At 69.6% G+C, this 25194-nt stretch carries 26 protein-coding genes; 11 read left to right on the forward strand and 15 right to left on the reverse strand.

Going from position 1 to position 25194, the window contains the following annotated elements; translation table 11 throughout:
• Positions 1-140 precede the first annotated feature (140 nt).
• Together ACIBH4_RS31510 and ACIBH4_RS31515 are read right to left on the reverse strand one after the other, a co-directional pair.
• The gene (locus tag ACIBH4_RS31510; protein WP_362764680.1) at positions 141-1229 is read right to left on the reverse strand and encodes an alanine racemase; all 1089 of its coding nucleotides are present in this window, start codon (positions 1227-1229) and stop codon (positions 141-143) included.
• Positions 1230-1261: 32 nt separating this feature from the next.
• A complete protein-coding gene (locus ACIBH4_RS31515; RefSeq protein ID WP_362510328.1) occupies positions 1262-2008 on the reverse strand; it encodes a GntR family transcriptional regulator in 747 nt (248 codons plus the stop codon).
• Between the two features lie 202 nt (positions 2009-2210).
• Between ACIBH4_RS31515 and ACIBH4_RS31520 the strand changes: the two genes are divergently transcribed.
• Together ACIBH4_RS31520 and ACIBH4_RS31525 are read left to right on the forward strand one after the other, a co-directional pair.
• Positions 2211-2987: a hypothetical protein gene (locus tag ACIBH4_RS31520; protein ID WP_362764677.1), complete on the forward strand. Its 777-nt coding sequence runs from the start codon at positions 2211-2213 to the stop codon at positions 2985-2987.
• The gene (locus ACIBH4_RS31525) at positions 2968-3609 is read left to right on the forward strand and encodes a phosphotransferase (protein WP_362510868.1); all 642 of its coding nucleotides are present in this window, start codon (positions 2968-2970) and stop codon (positions 3607-3609) included. Before ACIBH4_RS31520 ends, ACIBH4_RS31525 begins: the two co-directional genes overlap by 20 nt.
• Before the next feature lies 1 nt (position 3610).
• Here the strand turns inward: ACIBH4_RS31525 and ACIBH4_RS31530 are convergent, their stop codons facing one another.
• Entirely contained in the window at positions 3611-4486 is an 876-nt protein-coding gene (locus ACIBH4_RS31530; RefSeq protein ID WP_362510334.1) for an A/G-specific adenine glycosylase, read from the reverse strand.
• 232 nt (positions 4487-4718) lie between these two features.
• On the opposite strand from ACIBH4_RS31530, the gene ACIBH4_RS31535 reads away from it, so the two are divergent.
• A complete protein-coding gene (locus tag ACIBH4_RS31535; RefSeq protein ID WP_362510337.1) occupies positions 4719-5384 on the forward strand; it encodes a hypothetical protein in 666 nt (221 codons plus the stop codon).
• 186 nt (positions 5385-5570) lie between these two features.
• On the opposite strand, the gene disA is transcribed toward ACIBH4_RS31535, so the two are convergent.
• The 5 genes from disA to ACIBH4_RS31560 all read right to left on the reverse strand — a co-directional run bounded on the left by disA (position 5571) and on the right by ACIBH4_RS31560 (position 9745).
• Positions 5571-6656 (reverse strand): DNA integrity scanning diadenylate cyclase DisA, encoded by a 1086-nt coding sequence (disA, locus tag ACIBH4_RS31540; protein WP_362510340.1) that lies wholly within the window; start codon positions 6654-6656, stop codon positions 5571-5573.
• A gap of 103 nt (positions 6657-6759) precedes the next feature.
• A complete protein-coding gene (gene radA / locus ACIBH4_RS31545; RefSeq protein ID WP_350941518.1) occupies positions 6760-8163 on the reverse strand; it encodes a DNA repair protein RadA in 1404 nt (467 codons plus the stop codon).
• A gap of 92 nt (positions 8164-8255) precedes the next feature.
• Entirely contained in the window at positions 8256-8570 is a 315-nt protein-coding gene (trxA, locus tag ACIBH4_RS31550; RefSeq protein ID WP_362510343.1) for a thioredoxin, read from the reverse strand.
• Positions 8567-8947: a MerR family transcriptional regulator gene (locus ACIBH4_RS31555; protein WP_362510346.1), complete on the reverse strand. Its 381-nt coding sequence runs from the start codon at positions 8945-8947 to the stop codon at positions 8567-8569. The genes trxA and ACIBH4_RS31555 overlap by 4 nt, the downstream gene beginning before the upstream one ends.
• Before the next feature lie 99 nt (positions 8948-9046).
• A complete protein-coding gene (locus ACIBH4_RS31560) occupies positions 9047-9745 on the reverse strand; it encodes a class I SAM-dependent methyltransferase (RefSeq protein ID WP_362510349.1) in 699 nt (232 codons plus the stop codon).
• 162 nt (positions 9746-9907) lie between these two features.
• Between ACIBH4_RS31560 and ACIBH4_RS31565 the strand changes: the two genes are divergently transcribed.
• The 6 genes from ACIBH4_RS31565 to ACIBH4_RS31590 all read left to right on the forward strand — a co-directional run bounded on the left by ACIBH4_RS31565 (position 9908) and on the right by ACIBH4_RS31590 (position 16356).
• A complete protein-coding gene (locus tag ACIBH4_RS31565; protein ID WP_362510352.1) occupies positions 9908-10717 on the forward strand; it encodes a sugar phosphate isomerase/epimerase in 810 nt (269 codons plus the stop codon).
• Positions 10718-10728: 11 nt separating this feature from the next.
• Positions 10729-11517, forward strand: a complete 789-nt coding sequence (locus ACIBH4_RS31570) for a TetR family transcriptional regulator (protein WP_362764674.1) — start codon at positions 10729-10731, stop codon at positions 11515-11517.
• A 352-nt stretch (positions 11518-11869) separates the two neighbouring features.
• Positions 11870-14020 carry a heterodisulfide reductase-related iron-sulfur binding cluster gene (locus ACIBH4_RS31575; protein ID WP_362764672.1) on the forward strand — a complete coding sequence of 717 codons (2151 nt, stop codon included), beginning with the start codon at positions 11870-11872 and terminating at the stop codon, positions 14018-14020.
• A 168-nt stretch (positions 14021-14188) separates the two neighbouring features.
• Complete coding sequence (locus tag ACIBH4_RS31580) at positions 14189-14983, forward strand: hypothetical protein (protein ID WP_362510871.1); 795 nt, start codon at positions 14189-14191, stop codon at positions 14981-14983.
• Positions 14980-16056: a glycosyltransferase gene (locus ACIBH4_RS31585; protein ID WP_362510361.1), complete on the forward strand. Its 1077-nt coding sequence runs from the start codon at positions 14980-14982 to the stop codon at positions 16054-16056. The genes ACIBH4_RS31580 and ACIBH4_RS31585 overlap by 4 nt, the downstream gene beginning before the upstream one ends.
• A gap of 18 nt (positions 16057-16074) precedes the next feature.
• On the forward strand, positions 16075-16356 hold the full coding sequence (locus ACIBH4_RS31590) for a metal-sensitive transcriptional regulator (protein ID WP_350941509.1): 282 nt from the start codon (positions 16075-16077) through the stop codon (positions 16354-16356).
• A gap of 485 nt (positions 16357-16841) precedes the next feature.
• Here the strand turns inward: ACIBH4_RS31590 and ACIBH4_RS31595 are convergent, their stop codons facing one another.
• Together ACIBH4_RS31595 and ACIBH4_RS31600 are read right to left on the reverse strand one after the other, a co-directional pair.
• Positions 16842-18185, reverse strand: coding sequence for a hypothetical protein (locus tag ACIBH4_RS31595; RefSeq protein ID WP_362510365.1), 1344 nt, complete (start codon positions 18183-18185; stop codon positions 16842-16844).
• A 381-nt stretch (positions 18186-18566) separates the two neighbouring features.
• On the reverse strand, positions 18567-19109 hold the full coding sequence (locus ACIBH4_RS31600; RefSeq protein WP_362510368.1) for a gamma carbonic anhydrase family protein: 543 nt from the start codon (positions 19107-19109) through the stop codon (positions 18567-18569).
• Positions 19110-19249: 140 nt separating this feature from the next.
• Between ACIBH4_RS31600 and ACIBH4_RS31605 the strand changes: the two genes are divergently transcribed.
• Positions 19250-20536, forward strand: a complete 1287-nt coding sequence (locus ACIBH4_RS31605; RefSeq protein ID WP_362764667.1) for a hypothetical protein — start codon at positions 19250-19252, stop codon at positions 20534-20536.
• 485 nt (positions 20537-21021) lie between these two features.
• Here the strand turns inward: ACIBH4_RS31605 and ACIBH4_RS31610 are convergent, their stop codons facing one another.
• From ACIBH4_RS31610 to ACIBH4_RS31625, 4 genes are all read right to left on the reverse strand, one after another.
• Positions 21022-21252, reverse strand: coding sequence for a hypothetical protein (locus ACIBH4_RS31610; protein WP_362764664.1), 231 nt, complete (start codon positions 21250-21252; stop codon positions 21022-21024).
• Between the two features lie 126 nt (positions 21253-21378).
• A complete protein-coding gene (locus tag ACIBH4_RS31615; RefSeq protein WP_362510377.1) occupies positions 21379-22131 on the reverse strand; it encodes a GntR family transcriptional regulator in 753 nt (250 codons plus the stop codon).
• 129 nt (positions 22132-22260) lie between these two features.
• Positions 22261-22824, reverse strand: a complete 564-nt coding sequence (locus tag ACIBH4_RS31620) for a VanZ family protein (protein ID WP_362510380.1) — start codon at positions 22822-22824, stop codon at positions 22261-22263.
• 359 nt (positions 22825-23183) lie between these two features.
• Positions 23184-23897, reverse strand: a complete 714-nt coding sequence (locus ACIBH4_RS31625) for a dienelactone hydrolase family protein (protein ID WP_362510383.1) — start codon at positions 23895-23897, stop codon at positions 23184-23186.
• Positions 23898-24173: 276 nt separating this feature from the next.
• Between ACIBH4_RS31625 and ACIBH4_RS31630 the strand changes: the two genes are divergently transcribed.
• A complete protein-coding gene (locus ACIBH4_RS31630) occupies positions 24174-24395 on the forward strand; it encodes a hypothetical protein (RefSeq protein ID WP_362510386.1) in 222 nt (73 codons plus the stop codon).
• Positions 24396-24433: 38 nt separating this feature from the next.
• Here the strand turns inward: ACIBH4_RS31630 and ACIBH4_RS31635 are convergent, their stop codons facing one another.
• Positions 24434-25192 carry an IclR family transcriptional regulator gene (locus tag ACIBH4_RS31635; protein ID WP_350941495.1) on the reverse strand — a complete coding sequence of 253 codons (759 nt, stop codon included), beginning with the start codon at positions 25190-25192 and terminating at the stop codon, positions 24434-24436.
• Positions 25193-25194: the final 2 nt, after the last annotated feature.

The following is a 25194-nucleotide window of genomic DNA, read 5'->3' on the forward strand; positions in this document are numbered from 1 at the left end:
ACTCACCGAACTCGGCGCCGGACGGCTCCGGGAGAGGTGTCCTGATCTCTTCGTGTCACAACGGCTCATCACCGGGAAATCGTCGAAGCCCTCGGCTGCAAGAAGAGCCGAGGGCTTTCGCGGCATGGGGGCGGCACACCTCAGACGTACGAGAACTCCGGATGCGGGTGCATCAGGAAATCGTGGTGGGAGATGTTCCAGGCGTAGGCGCCGGCCATCAGGAACTGCACCAGATCGCCGGTCGCCAGAGCGGCCGGGACCCGGCGCGCGAGGGTGTCCTTGGGAGTGCAGAGCTGGCCGACGACCGTGACCGGCTCGCCCTCCCCGGCGATGACCATCGGCTGGTCGTGGCCCTTGGTCGCGGGTGTGCGGATGTGGTGGGTCCCGCCCGCCACGATGGCGAACAACTCGCCGTGGACTCGCTTGACGTCCAGCACACGGGTCACGTACCGCCCGCAGTAGACCGACACGGACCGGCCGGGCTCGACGCGCAGCGTCTCGCCGGGGCGGCGCAGTCCCGCCAGGCCCTTGCCGTAGGTCTCCCAGTCGAAGACGGCGCCGGGGTCGGCGTAGTCGACGGCCATGCCGCCACCAAGGTTGATCTCGGTCAGGCCAAGGCCGCGGGCGTAGCCGAGCACGCCGTCGGCGACCTCCAGCATGCGCGGGGCGTCCAGGCCGCTGGCCAGGTGGGCGTGAACGCCACGCAGGCGCACCGCGTCCTGGCGCTCCAGAAGCGCGAGACACTCCTCGACGCCGGCCGGGTCCATGCCGAAGGGGGTCGCGCCGCCGCCCATCGCCAGGGCCACGTCCCCCAGCGAAAGGGCCAGGTTGGCGCGGAGCAGCACGTCGGCCTCCCGCCCGGTGGCGATCAGGCGGCGCAACTCGTTCGGGCTTTCCACGTGCAGCCGTTCGACGCCGTGATCGAGGGCGAGCCGGAGCTCGTCGTCGGTCTTGCCGGGGCCGCCGAACGCGATCCTGGCCGACGGGAGCACACCCCGCACGTGCTCCAGCTCGCCACCGGAGGCGACCTCGACCCCGTCCACGTGCCGGGCCAGCACCCGCAGCAACTCCGGGTCCGGGTTTGCCTTGGCCGCGTAGTACAGCTCGATTCCCGGAAGCGCGGCCCGCACCGCCGCCGCGTGCGCGTCCAGGGCGGCCAGGTCGTACACGTAGGCGGGTAACCTTCCGGCCGCCGCCAGCTCACGGGCTCTTACGGTGAGAGCGTCCACAAAAATCTCCGATGGATGTGGGATGCCGAGGATCAGGTGAGAGGGAACGTGGATTCGATGATCAGGTAGCTGGTAGGCGTGACGGTCGTGGTCACCTCCACGGTCCGGCCGTCAGCCATGCGCCCCGTGTGAAGAATGTCGAAGACCGGCCTTTCGGTACTGATCTCCAGCTTCTCCGCCTCTTCGTCGGTTGGGAGGCGAACCAAGATCCGCTCGTCTGCCTCCACCTGAGGATGGCCGAGACTGGCGTACAGGGACTTGATGCCCCCGACGATCATCGGCTCAGGTTCTTCGAGCGCGGTGCCGACCGCGATGTCAGCAGGCATGTAGGAAACGACGAGACTGACGGGTATGCCGGAGGCAAGCAGGCGACGTGACCGGCGTATCACGGTGATCTCCGAAAGGCCAAAAAGGACGGAGATGTCGTCCGGAGCGGTCATTCGTGTAACCGAGATCTCATGCTGAGGTTCCAGGCCGATGGCACGAATCTCAGCGTCGAACGCCCTTTTCGCTCCTTCGTGCTCACGTGTGTCGCGCCGATAGCGAGCGCCGGACCGTGACAGGGGCGGAAGCCAAGTCACTCGGGTTCCGTCTCCCTGTCGGGGACGTACCAGGCCTTCAGTGGCCAGGAGTTGCAACGCCTTGTTCACCAGACTACGAGAGACGCCGTAGTCCGCAGCGAGGGCTGTCTCGGACGGCAGGGTCTTACCGGGAGCGTAGGTTCCGCTCCGGATTGATTTACGCAGGTCTTCGGCTATGTCCCTATATGTGAACTTCATGATCCAGCTCTCCTCTCTCGCAGCCACCAAGCATAGAGGTTAAACGTTTGTCATCTCTTGACGTGGGTCTCGATCGCACCAAGCCGGAGATGTTAAACGTTTGTCTTCTGCAGTATCGCCTTGAGCTGTCAGAGAAAAGATCGGGCCTGCTGGGTGCTGAGAACACCGAACAGGCCCTTGACCAGGAAGGCACTCCTGACCCGTGAACAACCCTAATGCCCCGAGTCTCGACCAGGCTGCGGCAATCGGCTGTGGCTGCTTTGCCGAAGTTTCGCCGATGCCGATGGGCTGTGCCCTCTGCGGGCATGCCCCCTACGCGCATGGCTGTCCCGGCCAGGGCGCCGTCGACCACGACTACGTCCAGCCGTTCAGGGAGCTGATGGCCGTCCGCTTGGAGGCCTGGCGCTTCGGCATTTTGCTGCCCGCTTCCGAAGCGTTCGTCGACGCTGAGGCCATTCCCCTCGTGCCCGCGCAGCGCCGTCCTGAACAGCCCGCCTCGGCCGCGCCGACGCCGCTGCCCAAGCGCACACCTCGGTCCTTCCCTCGTCCAGACACTCGCCCCGTCGTCGCGCCGCCGGGACGTGATGACGGCCCCTTCGGCGCGCGCCGAGCAAGTCCCAAAGCCACGCTTCTCGTCGTGGAAAAGGAGGCGCCCGTGATCCCGCACCTCGACCCCCTGGCTGGCGATCATTTGAGCGCGACCACCTGGCGCCCCGATGCCATCAGCGCCCTCAAACACCTGCGCACCGAACTACACACCCACCGCATCTACCCAGAGATCGCCTACGACGAGAGCAGGCCTCGTCTTGTGATCAGCTCTGAGCTGACCGTATGGACTGACCAGGCGGGCACGATCTTCTGTTGGGGAGCCTGCTTCCTCGAAGGCAGCGACCTCCGCGGGCCTTCCCGCCACCGCGCCGGCTCCACGTCTACGGTGGTATGGCGTATCGGCGGGGTGGATCGTTCTGATCTTCGATGACCTCGACGGCCGCCACCCCGACCTGTCGCCAGGGTCGGCCGATGTGCCCGCTGTCGTCACGGCCGTATCCGGCATGGGCGAACTGCTGGCGCCTTCCCCACTGTCCGACCTCCCCTCGGCCTCCACCACTCGCGTCTCCCTCCTGCACGGCTGGCGCGAAATGGTCGCCCGCCCGCTGAGCGACCTCGGCGGCTGGGAACGACGCCACCTGCGCGATCTCTCGGAGCTGGAGACCCACTGGGCGCATTACGCCGATGGGGCCACCCTGGTTCACGGCGACATCCGCCCCGACAACATGATCATCGCTATGGGCGGGGGCGTGTTCGTCGTGGACTGGGCACAACCCAGCAGGGGAGCCGCCTGGCAGGACGTCGCCGACCTCGTCCCTCACATGATCATGGCGGGCCATTCTCCGGCGTCGGCGGAGAAGACGCTGATCGGCGTCCAGGCATGGGATTTCGCCCCATCGGATGTGATCACCGGCTACGCCGCATCGTTCGCCGGGTACTGGACCCGGATGAGCCGGCAGCCCGCACCGCCGGGCGTCCCGAACCTTCGCGCCTACCAACGCCGAGCGGCTGCCGCCGCCATCGCATGGACGACGTACCGCACCGGCTGGTGACTCAGCCGGGGAGGCGGTAGGTGCCGTCGTCGAGGACTTCGGCCAGGCCGTCCGCGACCAGGCCGTCGAGGGCGCGCTCGCGCTGCGGGGCGTCGTCCCAGACCACGTCGAGGGCGTCCTTGGGTACGGCGCCGTGGGCCTGGCGCAGCACCGCGAGGAGGCGGCCACGGCACTGGCGGTCCGTTCCCGCGTACGTCTGGCCCTTGCGCGCCGGACCGTCGTGGGCCGGTTTGCCCGCGAGGCGCCAGGCGCACAGGTCACTGATCGGGCAGTCGGCGCAGCGGGCGGCGCGAGCGGTGCAGACCAGGGCGCCCAGTTCCATCACGGCGACCGCCCAGACGGGTGCGCGGTCGGCGTCGGGGAGCAGGGAGGCGGCGAGCCTGCGTTCCGGGGGCGTGGTGGCCTTGGGCGGATACTCCTGCCCGCTGACGGCCCGCGCCAGGACCCGCCGCACGTTGGTGTCGAGAACCGCGTGGCGGCCCTTGAAGGCGAAGCTGGCGACCGCGGCGGCGGTGTACTCGCCGACACCGGGAAGCGCGAGCAGGGCGTCGTGGCCGGTGGGGACCTCTCCGCCGTGCCGTTCGGTGATCGCGCGGGCGCACGCGTGCAGGTTCAGTGCCCGGCGGGGGTAGCCGAGGCGGCCCCAGTGGCGTACGGCCTCTCCGGGGGACTCGCGGGCGAGGGAGGCGGGTGTGGGCCAGCGCTCCATCCAGTCGGTCCAGACGGGAAGCACCCTGACCACCGGGGTCTGCTGCAGCATGATCTCGCTGACCAGGATCGACCAGGGGGAGGCGCCGGGCGTACGCCAGGGAAGGTCGCGGGCGTTGCCGGCGTACCAGTCGAGGACGGGTTCGAGTAAGCGGTTCGACTCGGGCACCTTTCGACGATAGTGCGGGCACGGACAGGCACGGGCAGACACGGGCGGACGCGGACAGGCGCGGACGCCTTGGCCTGGCTTCGCCTGTCTGCACTTGGCTGCACTTGACTGTGTCTGTCCGCGCCTGGCTGTGCCTGCTCCATGCCCGCCCCGACGACTGACCTGCGGCCGAAACAGGCCGGAAGCGGCGGGTCGTCTCCTGTGGTCCGCCAGGACTAACCATACTGAGCGTATGGATCCCGACACGTTCCGTAGTGACGTTGGAGCCGACGTCTACTGGCGGCGCCGGATAGCCGCGCTTGTCGGTGTGCTCGTGGTGGTCGCCGTCGTGGCGTGGGCCTGCTCGTCGACGAGCAGGCCGGATGACCTCAGGGAGAGGAGCACCTCGGCCGCCGGACAGGAGACACCTGACCCGCTGACGGCCGTCCTGCCGACCATGACGGTCGTCCCCTCGACGTCCGCGAGCCCGACGCCCATGCCGAAGGCGGTCGTGCGGCCCAGACGGCCGGGCGAGGCCTGCGTCTCCCCGCAGCTCGTGCTGAGCATGGAGGGCGAGGGGACGATCTACCCGGCGGGAGTCCAGCCCCGCTTCGTCCTCACCCTCGTCAACGTCGGCAAGGTGATGTGCACCGCCGACGTCGGGCCGCGCGCGATGGAGATGCGCATCACCTCCGGCAACGACCGCGTGTGGTCGTCCTCCGACTGCGTCGGCGGCGACGCCGTCAAGATCCGCGAACTCGACCGGGGCATCCCGTACGTCAAGGAGCTGGTGTGGGACCGCCGCCGGTCCGGCGACAACTGCACCGCCGACCGCGCCGCCGCCCTGCCGGGTACCTACGTCGCGGTGGTCCACGCTCCAGGCCTGAGGAGCCGCAAGGCGGTCTTCCACCTTCGGTAGCAGTCGGGGTTGCCGTCTGGCGAGACCTCAGCCGTCGGGGTTCCCGTCCGGCGGGACCTTGAGGCCGCCCTCGGGGATCATCGGGGGTGTCCCGGGTTCGCTTTTCGCGGTCGTCGGGGCTGTCGAATCCGGAGGGCGCGCGGGACGCCGGGTACGCCGTGGGCTCACCGGGGCCCCGCCGGAATCTCAGACGTAGCGTTCCAGGATGGACGACTCCGCGAGCCGGGAGAGGCCTTCGCGGATGTGGCGGGCCCTCGCCTCGCCCACCCCGCCCACCTCCTGGAGCTCGCCGATGCTGGCCGCGAGGAGCTTCTGCAGGCTGGCGAAGTGGTCGACGAGGCGGTCGACCACCGTGTTCGGCAGACGCGGGACCTTGGCCAGCAGCCGGTAGCCCCGTGGGCTCACCGGGGCCTCCAGTGCGTCGTTGCCCGAGTGGCCGAGGATCTGGGCGACGACCGAGAGGTCGAGAAGCTCGGCGGAGGAGAGCTGGTCGAGCTCGTGCAGCGCCTCGGCGAACTTGCGCGGGCGGCGGCCCGCCGCGGGCAGGTAGTCGCGCACGATCAGCTCACGGTCGCTCTCCGTGCCGGCGACGAGCTCGTCCAGCTGCAGGGAGAGCAGCCGGCCGTCGGTGCCGAGCTCGACCACGTACCCCGCGATCTCCTCGGAGATGCGCCTGACCATCTCCAGCCGCTGGGCGACCACCGCGATGTCACGGACCGTCACCAGGTCCTCGATCTCCAGCGCGGAGAGCGTGCCGGAGACCTCGTCCAGGCGGAGCTTGTAGCGCTCCAGCGTGGCGAGGGCCTGGTTGGACTTGGACAGGATGACCGCCGACTCCTCCACCACGTAGCGGATGCCGTCGAGGTAGAGGGCGATGATCCGCATGGACTTGCTGAGCGAGATGACCGGCAGTGACGTCTGCAGGGCCACGCGCTGGGCGGTGCGGTGCCGGGTGCCGGACTCGTCGGTGGGAATGGACGGATCGGGCATCAGGTGCACGGCCGCGCGTACGATCCTGAGATCGCCGGAGTTGAGGACGATCGCGCCGTCCATCTTGGCCAGCTCGCGCAGCCGCGTCGCGGAGAACTCGACGTCCAGCTCGAAGCCGCCGCTGCATATCTCCTCGACCGTGCCGTCGTATCCCAGCACGATCAGGCCACCCGTGTGCCCGCGGAGAATGCGCTCCAGTCCGTCGCGCAGCGCGGTGCCGGGTGCGACCGCGGCCAGGACGGCTCTGCGACGTTCGTCGAGCCCTTTGTAGTTTGCTGGCACATGACCCCCGTGGTCTGCGTATAACGCTCAAGCTTACCGGCGGAGGATCCGCGCGGTCCGGAATCGGTGGATGCCACCCCCCGTACGGAGCCCGTGACGCGTCTCAGGTGACATGGGTGAGGGCGTCCCAGACATTCTCCGCCTCGACGACGTCGAAGCCGGGCGCGAACGGCGCTCCGCGTCCGGCCATGCGGACCAGGGAGTGGTCGCCGTTGCGCTTCTTGCCCGTGTCGAGGGAGCCGGTGGGGACGAGCGCGCGGGTGAAGCCCAGCCGGGCGGCCTCCGACAGGCGGCGCCGCACGTCGCGCACCGGGCGCAACTCTCCCGCCAGGCCCACCTCACCGAGCACCACCAGGCCGGAGGGGAGCGCCTTGTCACCCGCCGCACTGGCGACCGCGAGCATCACCGACAGGTCCACGGCGGGATCGCTGAGCTTGATCCCTCCGACGGTGGCGGTGAAGACGTCGCATCCGCCCAGCTTGGCGTTGAGCCGCCGCTCCAGCACGGCGAGGACCATCGTGACCCGGTAGGTGTCGAGCCCGGAGGAGGATCGGCGCGGCTGCTGGGCCTCGGTCCTCGCGACCAGGGCCTGGACCTCGGCGGGCAGTGGCCGGGTGCCCTCCAGGGTGACCGTGACGCACGTGCCGGGCACCGGGTCGGTGCGATGGGAGACGAACAGGCCGCTGGCGTCGGTGATGCCCTCGATGCCGCTCTCGTGCAGGTCGAAGCAGCCGACCTCGTCGACCGGGCCGTACCGGTTCTTGATCGCACGGACGAGGCGGAGCCGGGAGTGCCGGTCGCCCTCGAAGTGGAGCACGACGTCGACCAGGTGCTCCAGGGTGCGGGGGCCGGCGATCGAGCCCTCCTTGGTGACGTGGCCGACCAGCACGGTGGCCATGCCGCGCTCCTTGGCGAGCCGCACCAGGTTTCCCGCGACCTCCCTGACCTGGGTCACCCCGCCGGGCACGCCCGTCGCCTGGGTGGAGCCGATCGTCTGCACCGAGTCGACGATGAGCAGGTCGGGCTGGACCTTCTCGACATGCGAGACCAACGCGCCCAGGTCGGTCTCGGCGGCCAGGTAGAGGCGGTCCTGGATCGCGCCGATCCGGTCGGCCCTGATCCGCACCTGGGCGGCCGACTCCTCACCCGTGATGTAGAGGACCGTCTGCTGTCGGGCGATCTTGGCCGCCGCCTCCAGCAGGAGGGTCGACTTGCCGATGCCGGGCTCGCCGGCCAGCAGCACGACGGCTCCGGGAACCAGACCGCCGCCGAGGACCCGGTCGAGCTCGGGAACACCGGTGCCGCGCGCGTGCGCCACCTCGGCCTTGACCTGGCCGATCGGCACCGCCGGTGCCGACACCGCCCCGGCGGAGGCCACACGCGCCCCCGCAGGAGCCGTCTCCTCCTCGACCGTGCCCCAGGCCTGGCACTCGCCGCAGCGCCCCACCCACTTGGCCGTCTGCCACCCGCACTCGGCACAGCGGTAGCCACCAGCCTTCTTCGCCATGGCCGCACGTTACCGGCAGAGCCCGACAACTTTCACCCGGTACGGCATGCCGTACCGGGTGAAAGTCGCGGGGAGGGACGGAGCGCGCTTCTTCAGATGTGGCCTTCGAGCTCGGCGAGGAGCAGGCGCTTGGGCTTGGCGCCCTTGATCTGCTGCACGACCTCGCCGTCCTTGTAGAGGTTGAGCGTCGGCAGGCCGAGGACGCCGTACCGCGCGGTGATCTCGGGGTAGTCGTCGGCGTTGAGCTTCGCGATCGTGACGCGGTCGCCGAGCTCGGCCTCGATCTCCGTCAGAATCGGCGCGATCATCTTGCACGGCCCGCACCACTCGGCCCAGAAGTCGACCAGGACGGGCTTGTCGCTCCGCAGCACCTGCTCGTCGAAGTTCTCCGCGGTCAATGTGATCATGATTCTCCCACTTTCCTCAGTACGCATCCCGGGCAGGCCGTGGTCAGCTGCGCCGCCACCTCCGCCCTCCGGGTGAGAAGCATGCGGATCTCGTCGTCGATCTCCGCCAGTTTGCGCTGGTAGACGGCGACGGACTCCGGGCACGACCCCCCTGACTCGTGACCGGCCCGCAGGCAGGCGACGAACGGGCGGGCGTCGTCCAGGGTGAAGCCGACGGCGAGCAGCGAGCGGATCTCGGAGACGAGCCTGAGATCCTCCTCCCCGTACTCCCGGTAGCCGTTGGCCGAGCGCCGGGCCGTGATCAGTCCCTGCTGCTCGTAGTAGCGCAGTGCCCGGGTGCTGACACCCGCCCGCCGCGCCAGCTCACCGATCCGCATCCGGCCCTCCCCACGGCACGACGATAGACCTTGACATCAACGTCAAGGTCAAGGCCCCGTCCCGTTGTTCCCGGTCGGCCCCGCGGAGGTCGTCGCCGTTCAGAACCGCTTCCAGCGCAGCAGGTTGGGGTAGGCGATCTCCAGACCGGGGGTCTCGGCGATGGCCAGGTCGGCGACCGCGGGGGTGAACTCGATGCGGAGCACGGCCTCCAGGTCGGCGCGGCGCTCGAAGGACATGCGCAGGTCGAGCTTGTCCGTCTGCCAGCCCTGGCGGCTCCAGAAGTTCTCGACGGACCTGGCGGAGTAGGCGGGGATGGACTGGCCGAACCAGCGGCCGAAGGCGCCGCGGGTGGTGTCGATGTCGATCACGAAGGCCGCGCCGCCGCGCCGCATCACCCGGGAGAGTTCGGCCAGGCCCGGCTCGCACCCGGGGCCGAAGAAGTACGCCCAGCGGGCGATGGCCACGTCCACGGAGGCGCCGGGCAGCGGGATCGCCTGGGCGGTGGCGGCATGGATCTCGACGTTCCGCAGGGCGCGGCAGCGGCGCCTGGCCAGCAGGACGAGGTCCTCGTGCGGCTCCACGCCGATCACCCGGGTGGCGGTCGAGGCGAGGGCGGGCAGGTGGTAGCCGGTACCGCAGCCGATGTCGAGGACCGTCGCCCCGGTCCACGACCGGATCGCCGACATCGCCGCCTCGGCGTGCCCCTCGGGATCCACCGCCCGGTTTTCCAACTCGTAGATCTGGGGGGTGTTCCAGATGTTGGGGCTGGGGATGGAGCCCCTCAAGAACCTCGGCATGCCCTCACCGTAATGGTGTGATCTAGGCCGTGTCGGTGGTGGCGGACAGCACTGCTCTCCGGACCCGCTTAGGCTGGCAAATGTGAGCGACGTGAGCGATCGGGCCGGTCGGCCCGGCGGTGTTCGCGAGTGTGCGCTCCGAGCCGGAGACGAGGAAGCGGTATGAGCGTCCGTGTATCCAGCGCGAAGATCGCGCTGTCCACCGCGTCGGTGTATCCCGAACGTACTCCCGATGCTTTCGAACTGGCCGCGCGCCTGGGGTACGACGGTGTGGAGATCATGGTGGGTGCCGACCCCGTGAGCCAGGACGTCGATGTCCTGGAGCGGCTGTCGGACCACTACCACCTGCCGATCCTGGCCATTCACGCACCGTGCCTGCTGGTGACGCAGCGGGTGTGGGGCAAGGACCCGTGGGCCAAGCTCCAGCGCGCGCAGCGCGCCGCCGAGCGGGTCGGTGCCAGGACGGTCGTGGTGCATCCCCCGTTCCGCTGGCAGCGCGACTACGCGCGCGACTTCGAGATCGGCCTGGCCAGGATGCGTGAGGAGACCGACGTGGTCTTCGCGGTGGAGAACATGTTCCCGCTGAGGGCGAGGGGCAACGAGGTCGTCCCCTACTCTCCTGACTGGAACCCGGTCGACTACGACTTCCCGCAGGTCACGCTGGATCTGTCGCACACGGCGGTGTCCGGGTCCGACGCCCTGGAGATGTTCACCAAGCTCGGCGATCGGCTCGCCCACCTGCACCTGGCCGACGGCGTCGGAGTGCCGAACAAGGACGAGCACCTGGTTCCCGGGCGGGGCAACCAGCCGTGCGCGCCGATCCTGGAGCGGATGGCGGGCAACGGATATTCAGGGCTGGTCGTGCTGGAGATCAATACGCGCAGGGCGGCCAGCCGTTCCGAGCGGATCGACGACCTCGCGGAGGCGCTCGCCTTCGCCCGGCTGCACCTCGCGGCCTCCACCCCAGCATGAGTGAGCCCGTCATGAGCACCACGGGCGGGCTTTCGAACGGCTCCTCGGAGAGGTCAACGGACGTCCCCGCGAACGGGCCCTCTGGGACGTCAACGGCCACGCCCGCGAGCGGGACCACGGACGTCCCCGCGAACGGGTCCACGGACGGGTTCGCGGACGGACCCGCGGAGAGGCCCGCGGACGGACCCGCGGAGAGGCCCGCGGACGGGCCGGCGGAGGGGAGAAGGCGTCCGGGGCGCAGGCCGGGCTCGGCCGACACGCGGGGGCAGATCCTCGCGGCGGCGCGCGAGACCTTCGCGGAGAAGGGGTTCGACAAGGCGACCATCCGGGGCATCGCCCGGCAGGCGGGGGTGGACCCGGCGCTGGTCCACCATTACTTCTCCGGCAAGGAGAAGATGTTCGTCGAGGCGATGGAGTTGCCGGTCAACCCCGAGAACGTCCTCGCGGCGATCACGGCGGGGCCTCGCGAGGAGGTCGGCGAGCGGCTGGTCAGGCTCATCCTGACGATCACCTCGGAGGCCGGGGCGCGTCAGCCGGTGCTGGCGTTGGCCCGCACCGCGATGACGAACGAGCGGATGGTCGTCATGATCCGCGAGTTCGTGACCCGCGCGCTGCTCAACCGGGTCGCGGAGAGCCTGGACATCCCGCTGATCCGGATGGAGGCGGCCTTCGCGCAGATGTTCGGCGTGGTCCTGATGCGCTATGTCCTCGAACTGGAGCCGCTCGCCTCGGTGGATCTTGAGGAGTTGGTGAAATTGCTCACACCCACGATCCAGGGTTATCTCGACCCGCCGCGTTAGTCTCCCCGCCGCCCTCCGGATTCCCCCATAGCGGTCTTTCCGCCATATACCGCTGTATCCCGCGCATTCCCACCATTCGGGCCGGCGTACCGGCACGCTCCGTCGAGTCCCCGTCCTGCCGACGTCCAGGCCACGCCCGCCGAGCTCCATGAATCTCGAAGGTCACTTCGACGCCGTTCGGAGGCATGCAGAGCATTGTTCTGGGAACGGTGTTGACCGTAGGGTGACGACGGTCACCGGGGGTCTCCCGACAAAGAGAAGTTACTCGTCGGTAGTATCTATGGGGACCCTCTGTCATCGTGGATGACCGGCGGTCGTACGCTGGCAGCCAACGCCGTCTGTGGGAGGACCAGTGCTCTGGGTAGCGATCATCGGGCTGGTCATGACAGCCGTCGCGCTCGCGCTCGCCGCGCGCCGCGTGTTGTTCCTGTACAAGCTCGCCACCGCAGGGCCCCCCGCGCCTGAGCGCGTCGAGTATGCCAAGGCCAACCTGGGTGAGGAGATCAAGGCCCAGCTGGTCGAGGTGTTCGGGCAGCGGAAGCTGCTGAAGTGGACGGCCTCCGGCGTCGCGCACTTCTTCGTCATGTGGGCGTTCCTCATCCTGGCGACCGTCTATCTGGAGGCGTACGGCGCGTTGATCCAGGGGGCCGTCACCGGCACCCCCGACTTCCACATCCCGCTCGTCGGGACGTGGCCGATCCTGGGCTTCCTGCAGGACTTCATCGCGGTCGCGGCCCTGCTCGGACTCATCGCCTTCGCGGTCATCAGGATCAAGAACTCGCCGAAGAAGCTGGGCCGTAGGTCCCGGTTCTTCGGCTCGCACCTCGGCGGTGCCTGGCTCGTCCTCTTCATGATCTTCAACGTGATCTGGACGATGCTCCTCTTCCGTGGCGCGGCGGCGAACACCGGCAACCTGCCCTACGCCTCGGGAGCGTTCGCCTCCGAGGCGACCGCCGCCCTGCTGCGCCCGCTGGGCACCTCGGCCAACGAGACGCTCGAGCACGTCGGGCTGCTCCTGCACATCGGCGTGATGCTGGTCTTCCTCGTGATCGTGGTGAACTCCAAGCACCTGCACATCTTCACCGCGCCGCTGAACGTGGCGTTCTCCCGGCGTCCCGACGGCAACGGCCCCGCCCAGCCGATGCGGATCGACGGCAAGCTCGTCGACTTCGAGGACGAGGAGCTCGACGGCGACCGGCTCGGCCGGGGCAAGATCGAGGACACCACCTGGAAGGGCTTCCTCGACTTCTACACCTGCACCGAGTGCGGACGCTGCCAGGACCAGTGCCCGGCCTGGAACACCGACAAGCCGCTCTCGCCGAAGATGCTCATCCTTGAGCAGCGCGACCACGCCTTCAAGGTCGCTCCGTACCTGATGGCCACCGGGGAGCAGCGCGCGGGCCTGCACGAGGACGTGCTGGCCCTGCTGGACAAGCCGCTGGTGGGCGAGGAAGGCGTGATCCACCCCGACGTGCTGTGGTCGTGCACCAACTGCGGCGCCTGCGTCGAGCAGTGCCCGGTCGACATCGAGCACATCGACCACATCCTCGACATGCGCCGCTACCAGGCGATGGTGGAGTCCAACTTCCCCTCCGAGGCCGGCGTCATGGTCAAGAACCTGGAGAACAAGGGCAACCCGTGGGGGATGTCCGAGATGAAGCGGGCCGACTGGGTCGAGGAGCTGGCGAGCCGCGAGGTCGACCCCATCGAGGTCACGCTCGTCGACGAGAAGATGCCCGACGACACCGAGTACCTGTTCTGGGTCGGCTGCGCCGGAGCGCTGGAGGACCGGGCGAAGAAGACCACCAAGGCGGTCGCGGAGCTGCTGCACGTCGCCGGGGTGAAGTTCGCGGTGCTCGGCCCGATGGAGGCGTGCACCGGCGACCCGGCGCGCCGCCTGGGCATGGAGTACCTCTTCGACATGCTGGCCAAGCAGAACATCGAGACGCTGAACGAGGCCGGGGTCAAGAAGATCGTCGCGACCTGCCCGCACTGCTTCAACACCCTCGCCAACGAGTATCCCCAGCTCGGCGGCACCTACGAGGTCGTGCACCACACCCAGCTGCTGGCCAAGCTGGTGGACGAGGGCAAGCTGGTCCCGATCACGCCGATCGAGGAGAAGATCACCTACCACGACCCGTGCTTCCTCGGCCGCCACAACAAGGTCTACTCCCAGCCCCGCGACATCATGGCCAAGGTGCCCGGCGTGCAGACCCAGGAGATGCACCGCCACAAGGATCGCGGCTTCTGCTGCGGCGCCGGTGGCGCGCGGATGTGGATGGAGGAGCGGCTCGGCAAGCGCATCAACACCGAGCGGGTGGACGAGGCGCTCACCACCGAGCCGGACACCATCTCCACGGCGTGCCCGTTCTGTCTGGTCATGCTCGGTGACTCGATCAACGAGAAGAAGAACGCGGGCGAGGCCAAGGAGACGCTGGAGGTCGTCGACGTCTCCCAGCTGCTGATCAAGTCGATCAAAGGCCGGCCCGTAGAGGCGCCCTGACAGCGGGTGTGTCATCCGTCAGAGGGGACATTTTCCCGATGTCCCCTCTGACATAGGGTCAAGTCAACGTGAAAAGGACGTAAGGTCCGAAAACCTTTCTCCACATAACGGGAAAATCACGGTAACCTCAACGTCGCGTAGCTCATTCAACGGGGAGGGGGCTTGACGATGCCAGCCGTCGTCAGCGATGCCGAGGTTACCCTGGCCGATGTTCTCTCACTTCGGCTGGCCGTCGACGAACCCTTGGCCGACGGCACCGAACTGGTCCTGCGTAACCGGGCCACCTCGGTCGAGAGCCGGGTGCCGTTGGGCACTCCGGACGCACGGATGCGCAAAGCTGAGCTGGCGGTCTCACTCGCCCCGCTCGCACTCGGTCCCGGCCGTTGGGACACCTACCTGCAACAGGGCAAGGCGCGCACGCGGCTGCGCAGCGTCGACCCCGGATTCTCCCTCGACCATCTCGAGACGTACGCGCTGAGCCGCCGCACACTGGCCTACCGCGCCTACCGGACCCGCAACGGCTTCCTCGCCCTGAAGATCGACGACGCCCGGCCGACGGCGGAGGTCCGTTCCGTCTGGTTCAGGGAGGGGCGCTTCGAGGTCACCGGGCTGCTCGCCTTCACCGGCCTCGACGACGACGAGGCGAGGCACGAGGCGAAGCTCGCCCTGCGCCGCAGCCGGCCCGACGCCGAGCTGACCTCCATTGCAACGGTCCAGGGCGTGCGCTTCCACGCGGCGCTCTCGCTGTGCGACGTGCTCGCCGCCGCCCCCGACCAGACCGGCTCCTGGGAGCCCTCCCTGGAGGTACGCGGTGTGGCCACGCCGCTGCGGCTGGGCTCCCGACTGGACGACGTCGACGGCAAGCGCCGACGCCTGCACTATCCCGCCGCGCAGATCGACGGGGTGCCGATCCGTCCCTGCTACACGGCGGACGACGAGCTCAGGATCGAGGTCGGCGGGTGAGGATCTGCCTGCTCACCCCCTCTGTATACGGCATGCGCGGTGACGTACGTTCGATCGTCAACCTCGCGGGAGAGCTGGCAGAACGTCACGAGGTCGAGATCATCAGCGTCCGCCGTCAGCGGGAGAAACCGTTCTTCCCCGTGGCGTCCGGAGTGAAGCTCTCCTGGGTGGTCGACGCCCAGCCGGGAGGCAGATACCTGCTCCCCCGGGGCCAGATGCGCACCGAGGTCGCCCTCTGGCGGCGGCTACGCGGGCTGCGGGCCGACGTGCTCGTCAGCACCAGGCCGGGGTTGAGCGTCCAGGTGGCCAGGCACGCGCCGCGCGACATCACGCGGATCGCCCGCGAGTGGGGCCGGCCGCCCGTACCGGGGCCGATCAGGAAGTTCTACCCGCGCCTGGACGCGGTCGCCACCGCCACCGAGACGAGCCGGCAGGAGTGGGATCACCTCCTGGGCGGGAACGTGCCGGTCAACGTGATCCCCGACGCGCTGCCCGCGGGGCCGTGGCCGCGCTCGCGGATGGACAACCGCATCGTCGCCGCCGGAGGGCGCCTGGTGCCGGCGAAGGCACACGACCGGCTGATCCGCGCGTTCGCCGTCGTCGCGGGCAAGCGCCCCGACTGGCGGCTGCGCCTGTACGGCGGGGGCCCGGAGGAGAAGCGCCTGCGCGCCCTCGTCGGTGACCTCGACCTGCACAACCACGTCTACTTCATGGGAACGACCTCCGACCTCACCGGCGAGTTCGCCAAGGCGTCGATCGTGGCGAGCACCTCCAGGACGGAGGTGCTCGGCATGGCCGTGATCGAGGCGATGGCGAGCGGGGTACCGGTGATCGCGTTCGGCGGCCCCCGTGGGCCGGGCGAGCTCGTGGCCGACGGCAGGAACGGAGTGTTGGTCGCCGAGGGAGAGGACGAGATCGAGGCGTACGCGGCCGCGATGCTCGCGCTCATCGACGACGAGCGGCGGCGCAGGGAGCTGGCCGCGGGGGCGTTGGAGGTCGCGGCGGGTCACGGCGCGTCCTCGGTGGCCGACCGCTGGGAGAAACTGATCGCGGCGACATCCCGCCGTGCCTGACACCGGTACCGTTGGGACATGCATGGGTACAGCGGTGACAAGCAGGCTTATCTGACCCGGTTGCGGCGTGTCGAGGGGCAGATCAGGGGCCTGCAGCGGATGGTCGAAGAGGATGCCTACTGCATCGACGTGCTGACCCAGGTCTCGGCCGCCACGCGGGCGCTCCAGGCGGTGGCGCTCGGCCTGCTGGAGGACCACATCGGGCACTGCGTCGCCGACGCCATCAGCGCCGGGGGGCCGGAGGCGGAGGAGAAGGTCAAGGAGGCGTCGGCCGCGATCGCCCGTCTCGTCCGTTCGTGACTAGTCACATGACTATCTTTTCCGACCACGTCCCGGACCCCGTCGGAGGGTCCGGGACAAGGTCTTGGAAACGGTTCTTCCAGAGGCCTCAGCAAACAGCCGAAGCGCTCAATCCGAGCGCGTTGTCGAGCTCCACCGAGGTGAGGGGCCGTTCGCTCATCGCGACGGCGGACAGCACCTCGGCATAGAGCGCGATCTCGTCCAACGCGACACGGTCGTGGACCCTAGAGTCCAGGTCGTCGTGCCCCACCGCGTCGTCCTTCCTTCCGCAGCCCACACCCACTTCGAGGTTACGGCGGGCGGTCATCGGTGCCCATGGCCCATCGGGACCATTCCTCGCCCCGCCCGACACGTCCTCAAGGAGGATCATTTCCCGTTTAGGAGATCACAATTCAGCTAATTGTCTGATGCGTAGGGGGCTAGAAGGATATAGGGGGAGTAAGGATGAAATAACTGAATTTGTGGTTTAACTATACTGATCTGTGTCAGAAGTGGCGGGGGTAAGTTCCCGATACAGGGGGGACCGGGTCGTCGCGCTCGTGCGTCAGCCGGTGCACGACCGCCGAGGCCGTCGCGAATCCGCGCTCCGGTATCTCGGTCCCCGTGAGGCGGCACCACGCGAGCCCTGTGGCGTAGGCGGCACCGAGCAGAGCGGCGGCGGCGTTACGGTCCGGCGGATGCAGCGCGGAAGGCAGCTCGCCCGAGCGCGGCCAGCATCCCCTCAGCGGATGCGAGGCGTCGGTGAGCACCACGTGGAGGATGTGCCGCAGCTCGGGATCCAGCCACGGGTAGAGACGGTCGGCCGCCCTGGGCGCGACACCCGACAGGTCGGCGGCGAGCAGCGAGGCGGCCACCGCCCGTGGGTCGGCGCCCATCGGGGCGAGGAACCCCAGCGACTGGACCAGGTCGTAGAGCGCGTGCTGGAAGTGCTCGCCCGGCGAGTCGTCGGGCAGCGTCATGTGGGGCGGGCAGCGGGAAAGCCACGCGTTCCTCACGGCGTCGTCGCCCTGGTGCGCGATGGCGGGATCCTGGCAGGCCCGGCGGAGCAACGGCTCGACCATGGACAGCAGGGCGTCGGCCCTCGGCCTGAACCTCGGATCCGCACGCACCACGGCGGCGGTGTCGGCCATCAGCGCGACCAGCCGCAGGCCCGCCTCGGGGTGCCCGGCCCTGACCCGCTCGCCGTAGAGCGCGACCAGGTCGCCCAGCGAGGTGGGCGGCAGCCAGCGGACCCACTCGTCGCCGGGCAGCGGGCGGGCCAGGAACTCTCCGAACATCGACAGCAACACCTCGTTGCCGTCGAAGGCCGGGGCGTAGGCGCACCACATGAGCGTGCCCCAGATCGCGGCGACGGGACTGGCCACCTCCCCGGCGAAGAGCCCGGCGAACGGCCCGGTGATGGGGAAGTCCTCCCTGCGCCTGCCGCGCTGGGCGATGACCAGCTCGCGAACCCTCTCGGTGATCTCGTACGGCACGTCGGGGCCGACGAACCCCTGGACCGACCCCCGGTCGACGGCGAAGTCGGCGCCGGTCGGTATCAGGTGCTGCATGATCATCGAGGTGACGTTGATCACGTGCGCCGCGGCGCGGAAGCTCCGGTCGGCGGGGGGAGCGGTGAGGTGCCACCGGCCGTCGGCGGGATCCTGGCGGTACCAGCGGGCGTGGGCGCCGAACAGCCAGCGCCCGCCGTCCGGGGTGGACAGCGTGCGCTGGGCGATGGCCTGAGCGCGTGCGAGCGGCGGCAGCGCCGTCCACCGTGGGTCGGTGACCATGGTCCGCACGTCGTTCTCGATGGCGTCGAACCCATCCCACTGCCACATGCCGGTCATCGGCATTCCGGGGCGAGTACCCGCAGCCTGGTGCCACGGGCGGGACGCCCCTGCCTCCCTTCGGTCAAGCGGTCAAGGTCGTTGCCAGGCCCCGCGATCCCCCGATCGGGCCTCGCACGATCGTAAGGCTCTCCCCGCCACCGTGTCGGGGAGCGTGCGCCACGACCCGGACGGGGAAGTCCATCCGGGGGCACAAGGCCAGGACCGGAAAGTTTCCCGAGGGCGTATAAGGCCGGGAGCGGGAGATCCACCCGGGACGGTACGGCCAGGACCGGGCAGTCCGCCGGAAGCCGGTACGGCCAGGGCCGGGAAATCCCTCGGGGCGTCGGTGCCCGGGGTCGGGAAATCCGCCCGAGGGTGTGCTCGGGGCGTTCTGGCCGTTCAGGCCGGTGGCACGGGGGTCGCGGCCCGGTGGCGGGCCGCCTTGGCGATGTAGCCGGCCGGAGTACCGGCGAACAGGGCGCGGTCGTCGTCGGTGAGCTCACGGACGATCTTTCCGGGGACGCCCGCGACGAGCACCCCGGCGGGGATCCGCTTCCCCGGCGCCACCAGGGCACCCGCCGCGATCAGCGATCCCGCGCCGACCCTGGCGCCGCCCAGCACGATCGCGCCGATGCCCACGAGCGCGCCGGTCTCCACGTGGGCCCCGTGCACCATGGCCTTGTGCCCGAGGCTCACCCGGGGTTCCAGTACGGCGGGCTGACCGGGATCGGCGTGCAGGCAGCACAGGTCCTGGATGTTGCACTCCTCCCCGACTTCGACGTCCTCGTCGTCGCCGCGCAGGACCGAGCCGTACCAGACGTTCGCGGCACGGCCCAGCCGTACCCTCCCGACGACCACCGCTCCGGGGGCGATGTAGGCGTCCGGATGGATCTGTGGGACGGCGCCGCCGTCGAGGGCCGCGATGTAGGGCGTGACGTTCATGTCAACGATGTTACGAGGGGTCGATCTGTCCGGTTTTTCGGTAAGCAGGTGGGGCGTTCCGGTTGCAGACTTGGGCAGTAAGCAGGAAAGTCGTCTCCTGACGTCTCCTTTTCCGCCACACAACCTCCACGGGTAGTGCTATGACAAACCAGCACGAGAGCTTTCCCGACCTGATGCATGAGGACTCGTTCGAGGTCGTCATGCGCGGCTACAGCCGTCGTCAGGTTCACGACTATATGGACCGCCACCGCCACCAGATCCGCGACCTGGAGGAGCGGCTCGGGCGCGCGATCGACCAGGCCGAGCAGGGCCGGATCGAGCTGGCCGAGGCCCGCAAGAGGCTTTCCGACGCCCCGCAGGACTACGACGAGCTCGGCCAGAGGCTCAGCCAGATACTGAAACTCGGGGAGGAGGAGGCCACCTCCAAGAAGCAGGTCGCCGAGGCCGAGGCGATCAAGCTCCGCGACGACGCGGCGATGGAGGCCGAGCGGCTGATCACCTCCGCGCAGGATCGGGCCGAGGGCATACTGAACGCCGCGCAGCAGGAGGCCGAGCGCCGGGTGGCCGAGGCCACCGCGGCCGCCGAGCAGATGCTGTCCCAGGCGGGCAACGACGCCGAGGAGACGCTCAACGCGGCCCGCGCCGAGTCCGAGGACACCCTGCGCAGCGCCCGCACCGAGGCCGACCGGATGATCACCTCGGCGAGGAACGAGGCCGAGCGGACGGTTCAGGAGGCCCGCGCCGAGGCCGACTCCACGCTGAGCGCCGCCCGTGCCGAGGCGGAGGCGACCGTGCTCGCCGCCAACAACGACGCGCACTCCACCCTGTCGGCGGCACAGCAGCGCGCCGCCGCCCTGGACGAGACCACCGGTCGCCGGGTCGTCTACCTCACAGACACCCACCACGAGGTCATGCGCCGTCTGCACGAGATGGGCACCGTCCTGGGCGACCTGCTCCACCGCGAGAGCTCGGCGGGGGCCCTGATCGACGAGAGCTCCGTGCTGCCCCCGGCCCCCGTCCAGCCGGCGCTGACCGCCCCCGCCACGGGACCTGACGCCGTCTCGGGGGCCGTCTCCGAGGAGACGCCCGACGACGTCCATGGCACACCCGGCGCGGCGGACGCCGTCACCCCTGACGACGCGAAGGCGCCGTCGGGACAGGCCGGGCCCCCCGGATCCGGGAACGCGTCCAAGAGCGGGCGGAACGCCGGGTTCGACTCACCCGACCTGGAATCCGTACGTGTGATCGTGGACGACGACACCGTCGGGGGCGCGGGCGAGCGGCGTGGCAAGGGCGAGGACCGTTCGGAGGAGACGCGCGTCGAGGTGTACGACGACACCGACCTCGTCGGCGACACCGATCTCGGTCCGGCCGCGGAGAAGGCCGGTAAGGACGAGGACAAGTACGCCACCCCCAGAAGAAAGTAAGAGTCCTCGCCCCCGGAGACACGAGGGGGCCCCGCACGGCCGTGGAGACGTCGGCCCCGAAGACCATGAGGGGCTCGCACGGCCGTGGAGACGGTGAGGAGGGCTCGCAGCCGTGGTCGGCTCCGGAGGCTGTGAGGGGCTCATACGGCCGTGGCCGATCCAGGAGGCTGTGAGGGGCTCGTACGGCCGTGGTCGGTCCAGGAGGCCGTGAAGAGGGTCCGCGCGGCAGGGACGGCGGGCGGGACGTGATCTCCTCACGGACCCGCCGCGGGGCTCGTACGGCCTCGCGGACGTCACGGCGGCGGGAGTCGGCCGGAGGTCAGGCGGTGGCCCCCGGCGGAGGCGGAGGCACGCGGAGGCCTCCGCCCCGACGGCGGTGAGGATCAGGCGGAAGCCCCCGCCCCCGATCGGGTCGGGGACTTCCGCGATTGGGGGCCCGGCGCCGGGACCGCATCGGATCCGCTCATCCCGGCACCGGGCGGTCTTCAGGTGTCCGTCCCCGGCTCCGTGTCGCCGGAACGTTCCCGCTGGTCGAGTAGCTGCTCACGCAGCCCTTCCGGATCGTCCGCGTCGATGGTCATCGCGCAGCCGACATCACGCTGGGCGGAGGTCAGCGGGTGGTGGCGGGTTGCCCACCACCGACCCGCGTCACTCCGCCAGATCGTCCAGTCGGGAAACTCCCGGGCGATCTCAGCGAGATGTCGGTCGAGAGACATCTGTGCACCTTCCCCGCGCCCAGGCCCGTCTTTGCGACGCTCCACCTCTGACGGTGAGGCACTTCTCTAGAGAAATCAATGATCGCGGGGGACAGGTCAACCTATCGGTTGACGGATGGTCTTGATCTATGAGTCGAAGTCGTATTGAAGTACGTAAGAGGCGGCGTCGAGAGTCATCTCGTTCACCTCGACGGCGACGCCGTCCACGGTGCGGGCGACCCGGGCGATCACGATGACCGGGGTGCCCGCGGGCAGGTCGAGCTGGACGGTCTCGTGGGGATGGGGCATGCGGGCCCTGATCTCCTCGGTGAAGTGCGCCGGGGCGTGGCCGAGCTCGCCGAGGCGCGCGTAGACGCCTCCGGGGCCCGTGTCCTCTCTGGTGATCGCGGTTCCGTCCACCAGGAGGGCGGGGAAGTGGGAGACCGACAGTTGCACCGGCCGCTCGTCCACCGAGTAGCGCCGCCTGCGGACCCACACCTCGGGGCTGCCCAGCACCCTGGCCACGGCGTCCTCGGCGGTCTCCCGGTCGATGTCCACCTGGTCCACGGTGTAGGGGCGCCCCCTGGTGTCGGAGTCCCAGATGGCCTCGCCGCGCTCCCACTGGTCACGGGAGAGCCGTCGGGAGCCGTGTCGCCTGATGGGGCGGAACTGCCTGACGTACACCCCTGAGCCGCGCTTGGGGACGGCGAGGCCTTCGTTGATTAGTACGGACAGGGCCTGCCTGGCGGTGGCACGGGCTATGCCGTGACTGGCCATCAGGGCGTTCTCGCCCGGAAGCCGATCCCCGTCTCGGAGATCGCCGGACAGGATCGCTTCGCGAAGCCCGTCGGCGATGCGCCGATAGATCGGGGGCTCGGGAGGTACCGGGGAATGCTGCACGTTCGATCACCCTCTGTCACCAACCGGGTTTGGCGTCTCCAGAGAACTTGCCCCGCCTTGTCCACGATCGCACAGATACGGAGGTTGGTATCGTGCTTCTTTTGGGAGGATCGTGCCCGTGTGGCGATCTTAAAGAGTTTTCCCGGTCCGTAACCGTGGAACGGTCCTGACCGGTATTCGAACGGCCCACCATCGGCGCGTGACGGCCGCGGCCAGCACGGCCCCCGCCGCGTTGAGGATCACGTCGTCGACGGAGCTCACCCGCCCCAGGCGCAGGGCGTACTGGAGGACCTCCACGGTGAGCGACGCCCCTGCCGCCACGGCCGCGATCCGGGTGAGCGAGGCGAAACGCGCCGAACGGACGGGAAGCATCGCCCCGAGCGCGGCGAAGACCAGGAGGTTCCCTCCGACCTGCACGAACGCCGTCTGTCCCGGTCCGTGAAGTGTCGCCCACAGGTCCGAGAAAGGGACGGGACTGACGCCGGAGATCCCCGCTCCGGGGGTGAGGATCATCCAGATCCAGGGCGCGGTCCCCGCCACCGCGACCACGTCGGCCAGGGCGGTGCGCGCCGGGAAGGGGTGGCCGGAGCGGGCGCGGCGGAGGGTGAGCAGGCGGACGGCGACGACGACCGCGGGGACCGCGAGCAAGGCCGCTATAACGACATTCCCCCACTGCTGCCACGCCTGGTGCACAAGACAAATGATGGGGTGCGCGGAGTCCCCTCGGGCGGCCTTCGAGGTTACGAGAAGGTGACCTCCAGGCAAGGGTCGTTCTCATCCCCGTGAGCGGCTCCCCGAGCGGCGAAAGGGTGCCCGGGCGCGAGGAGAGGCCGTCGGCGCGCTCGCGCGTACGGAGGCCCCGAGCCGGGGACGCGCCCCGGGGAAGGGAGGCCGGCGCGGTATGTGCCAGGGTGACGCGCCTCGAGGAAGGGCGGGCTCCTCGCGCGGTATGTGCCAGGGCGATGCGCCTCAGGGAAGGGCGGGCTCCTCGCGCGGTATGTGCCAGGGCGATGCGCCTCAGGGAAGGGCGGGCTCCTCGCGCGGTACGCGCCTCAGGGGAGAGAGGGCAGGGGGAGGTTGCGTCCGAGGAAGTGCACGGCCTGGTCCCAGGCGGCCCGCGCGGCCTCCTGGTCGTAGAACTGAGGGGCCTCGTGGTTGTGGAAGGCGTGCCCGGCCTCCTCGGCGACGTACACCCTGACGTTCGGCCGACCGGCCGCGGCCTCCTCCACCACGGAGACCCGCTCCCGAGGGATGTAGGGGTCGGAACCGCCGAAGACGAGCAACAGCGGGCAGGTGGTCTTCTCCAGCATGCCCGAGGCGTCGGGGACTGCGGACCCGTAGAACGACAGGACCGCGTCCACCTCGACCGTGGCCGCGAGCAGGTAGCCGATGGAACCCCCGAGGCAGAACCCGACCACCCCGGCCCCGCCCTCGGCCTCGGGCAGTTCCCGCAGGTGCGTCAGGGCGACGGCGGAGTCGGCCACCCCCTGGGGGACGTCGAACGTGGAGACCATCTCGACCGACAGGGCCGTTCCCGCGTCGTCGTGGCCGGACACCCAGTTGGGCCGGATCCGCCAGAACAGGTCGGGCGCGCCGACGACGTACCCGAGGGCGGCCAGGTCCTCGGCGACCTTCCTGATGTACGGTCCCACCCCGTAGATCTCCTGGATCAGCAGGATGACCGGGCCCCGGCCGCTCGGGGGAAGCCACAGGTGCAGGTCGAACGAGCCGTCGGCGACGGTGACCGTCTCGGTGCGAACTTCCACGGGATCCTCCTGCTGGCGTGTCGACCGCCGGCGTGCCGGCGTATGACGGACGAACGGTCGGCGAATCGCATACCCGCCGAACGCGGACAGATGTGCGGGCGCAGGCCAGGAAAACCCGCCGAGCATGGGCGCGTCTCGCGGATAAGGTGCGCTTGTGGACACCCTGGAAAGCCTCGTCATCACCAGGCGGCTTCGAGTCCCCGTCGACGCTCCCGCCGCCTCCACCCCGGGCTGGGGAGAGGTGGCCGCACACCAACTCGACGCCGAGCACATCTCGTGGACTACCGCAACAGCTTCGCCGAGTACTCCGGCGACCTCACCGACGCCTCCGAAGGCGCGAGCGAGTTCATCGACGTCCGTCTCGCCGAGGCGAAGCGGTCGATCATCATTCCGCAGGTGAACATCTACAGCGGCGAGGCGTTCGACGAGGCCGCGGAGGCGTTCTTCGGCTACATGAGCCGGGATGCCGAGCAGGAGGGCAGGCCATTCCGGTCGTAAGGCCGTTCGAGGGCTTCCTCGGCGCGGCCGACCGCCCGTCAGATGGTCCTGGCCAGAGCGCGGGAGATGCCCAGGGCGGCGGCCTTGACGGCAGGGGCGAGCCGGGTGGGCTGGAAGCGGGCCAGCGGCACCGAGACCGAGAGCGCGGCCACGGCCACGCCGTCGCCGAACACCGGGGCCGCGATGCAGGCGCCGCCCAGCTGGGCCTCCTCCCGCTCGTAGGCGAGCCCCGCCGCCTGGATCTGACCGATCGCCTCCTCCAGACGCCGGGGGTCGACGATCGAGTGCGGGGTCAACCGGCGCAGCGGGCGGCCGAGGACCTCGTCGATCAGGTCGGGCCCCGAGTAGGCGAGCAGGGCCTTGCCGATCCCGGTGCACGTCAGCGGGAGGCGCCCGCCGACGCGCGAGGGCAGGGCGAAGGTCTCCTGGCCGCGGATCTTCTCGACGTAGACGACGTCGAGGCCGTCGCGCACGCCGAGGTGGACGGTCTCGTGGGTCGCCTCGTAAAGGTCGTGCATGAAGGGGAGCGCCGCGTGTCTCAGGTCGCGCTCCAGGGGCACGATGCTCCCGAGTTCGAAGAGGCGGCGGCCGAGATAGTAGCCGTCGGGGCGGCGGGTGATCGCGCCGATCGCGGTCAGTTCGGTGAGTAGCCGGAAGGCGGTGGTCTTGGGCAGGTGGCAGCGCTCGGCGACGTCGGCCAGGCGCAGCGGTCCTCCCGTGGGGCGGAACGCGTCGAGTACGAGCCAGGATTTCTCCAGCAGGGACAGACGGTCGGGGTTCCGTTTCACGGAACCCATTC

Source organism: Streptosporangium sp. NPDC050284 (assembly GCF_044459525.1).
In the GTDB taxonomy this organism is placed as follows: Bacteria; Actinomycetota; Actinomycetes; order Streptosporangiales; family Streptosporangiaceae; genus Streptosporangium.

Coding starts and splice junctions, on each gene's coding strand:
- trxA (WP_362510343.1), bottom strand. CDS start 8,570: ATGATCACATTGACCGCGGAGAACTTCGACGAGCAGGTGCTGCGGAGC.
- ACIBH4_RS31590 (WP_350941509.1), top strand. CDS start 16,075: ATGCATGGGTACAGCGGTGACAAGCAGGCTTATCTGACCCGGTTGCGG.
- ACIBH4_RS31565 (WP_362510352.1), top strand. CDS start 9,908: ATGAGCGTCCGTGTATCCAGCGCGAAGATCGCGCTGTCCACCGCGTCG.
- ACIBH4_RS31595 (WP_362510365.1), bottom strand. CDS start 18,185: ATGACCGGCATGTGGCAGTGGGATGGGTTCGACGCCATCGAGAACGAC.
- ACIBH4_RS31605 (WP_362764667.1), top strand. CDS start 19,250: ATGACAAACCAGCACGAGAGCTTTCCCGACCTGATGCATGAGGACTCG.
- ACIBH4_RS31560 (WP_362510349.1), bottom strand. CDS start 9,745: ATGCCGAGGTTCTTGAGGGGCTCCATCCCCAGCCCCAACATCTGGAAC.
- ACIBH4_RS31515 (WP_362510328.1), bottom strand. CDS start 2,008: ATGAAGTTCACATATAGGGACATAGCCGAAGACCTGCGTAAATCAATC.
- ACIBH4_RS31580 (WP_362510871.1), top strand. CDS start 14,189: ATGCCAGCCGTCGTCAGCGATGCCGAGGTTACCCTGGCCGATGTTCTC.
- ACIBH4_RS31635 (WP_350941495.1), bottom strand. CDS start 25,192: ATGGGTTCCGTGAAACGGAACCCCGACCGTCTGTCCCTGCTGGAGAAA.
- ACIBH4_RS31555 (WP_362510346.1), bottom strand. CDS start 8,947: ATGCGGATCGGTGAGCTGGCGCGGCGGGCGGGTGTCAGCACCCGGGCA.
- radA (WP_350941518.1), bottom strand. CDS start 8,163: ATGGCGAAGAAGGCTGGTGGCTACCGCTGTGCCGAGTGCGGGTGGCAG.
- ACIBH4_RS31570 (WP_362764674.1), top strand. CDS start 10,729: ATGAGCACCACGGGCGGGCTTTCGAACGGCTCCTCGGAGAGGTCAACG.
- ACIBH4_RS31610 (WP_362764664.1), bottom strand. CDS start 21,252: ATGTCTCTCGACCGACATCTCGCTGAGATCGCCCGGGAGTTTCCCGAC.
- ACIBH4_RS31535 (WP_362510337.1), top strand. CDS start 4,719: ATGGATCCCGACACGTTCCGTAGTGACGTTGGAGCCGACGTCTACTGG.
- ACIBH4_RS31600 (WP_362510368.1), bottom strand. CDS start 19,109: ATGAACGTCACGCCCTACATCGCGGCCCTCGACGGCGGCGCCGTCCCA.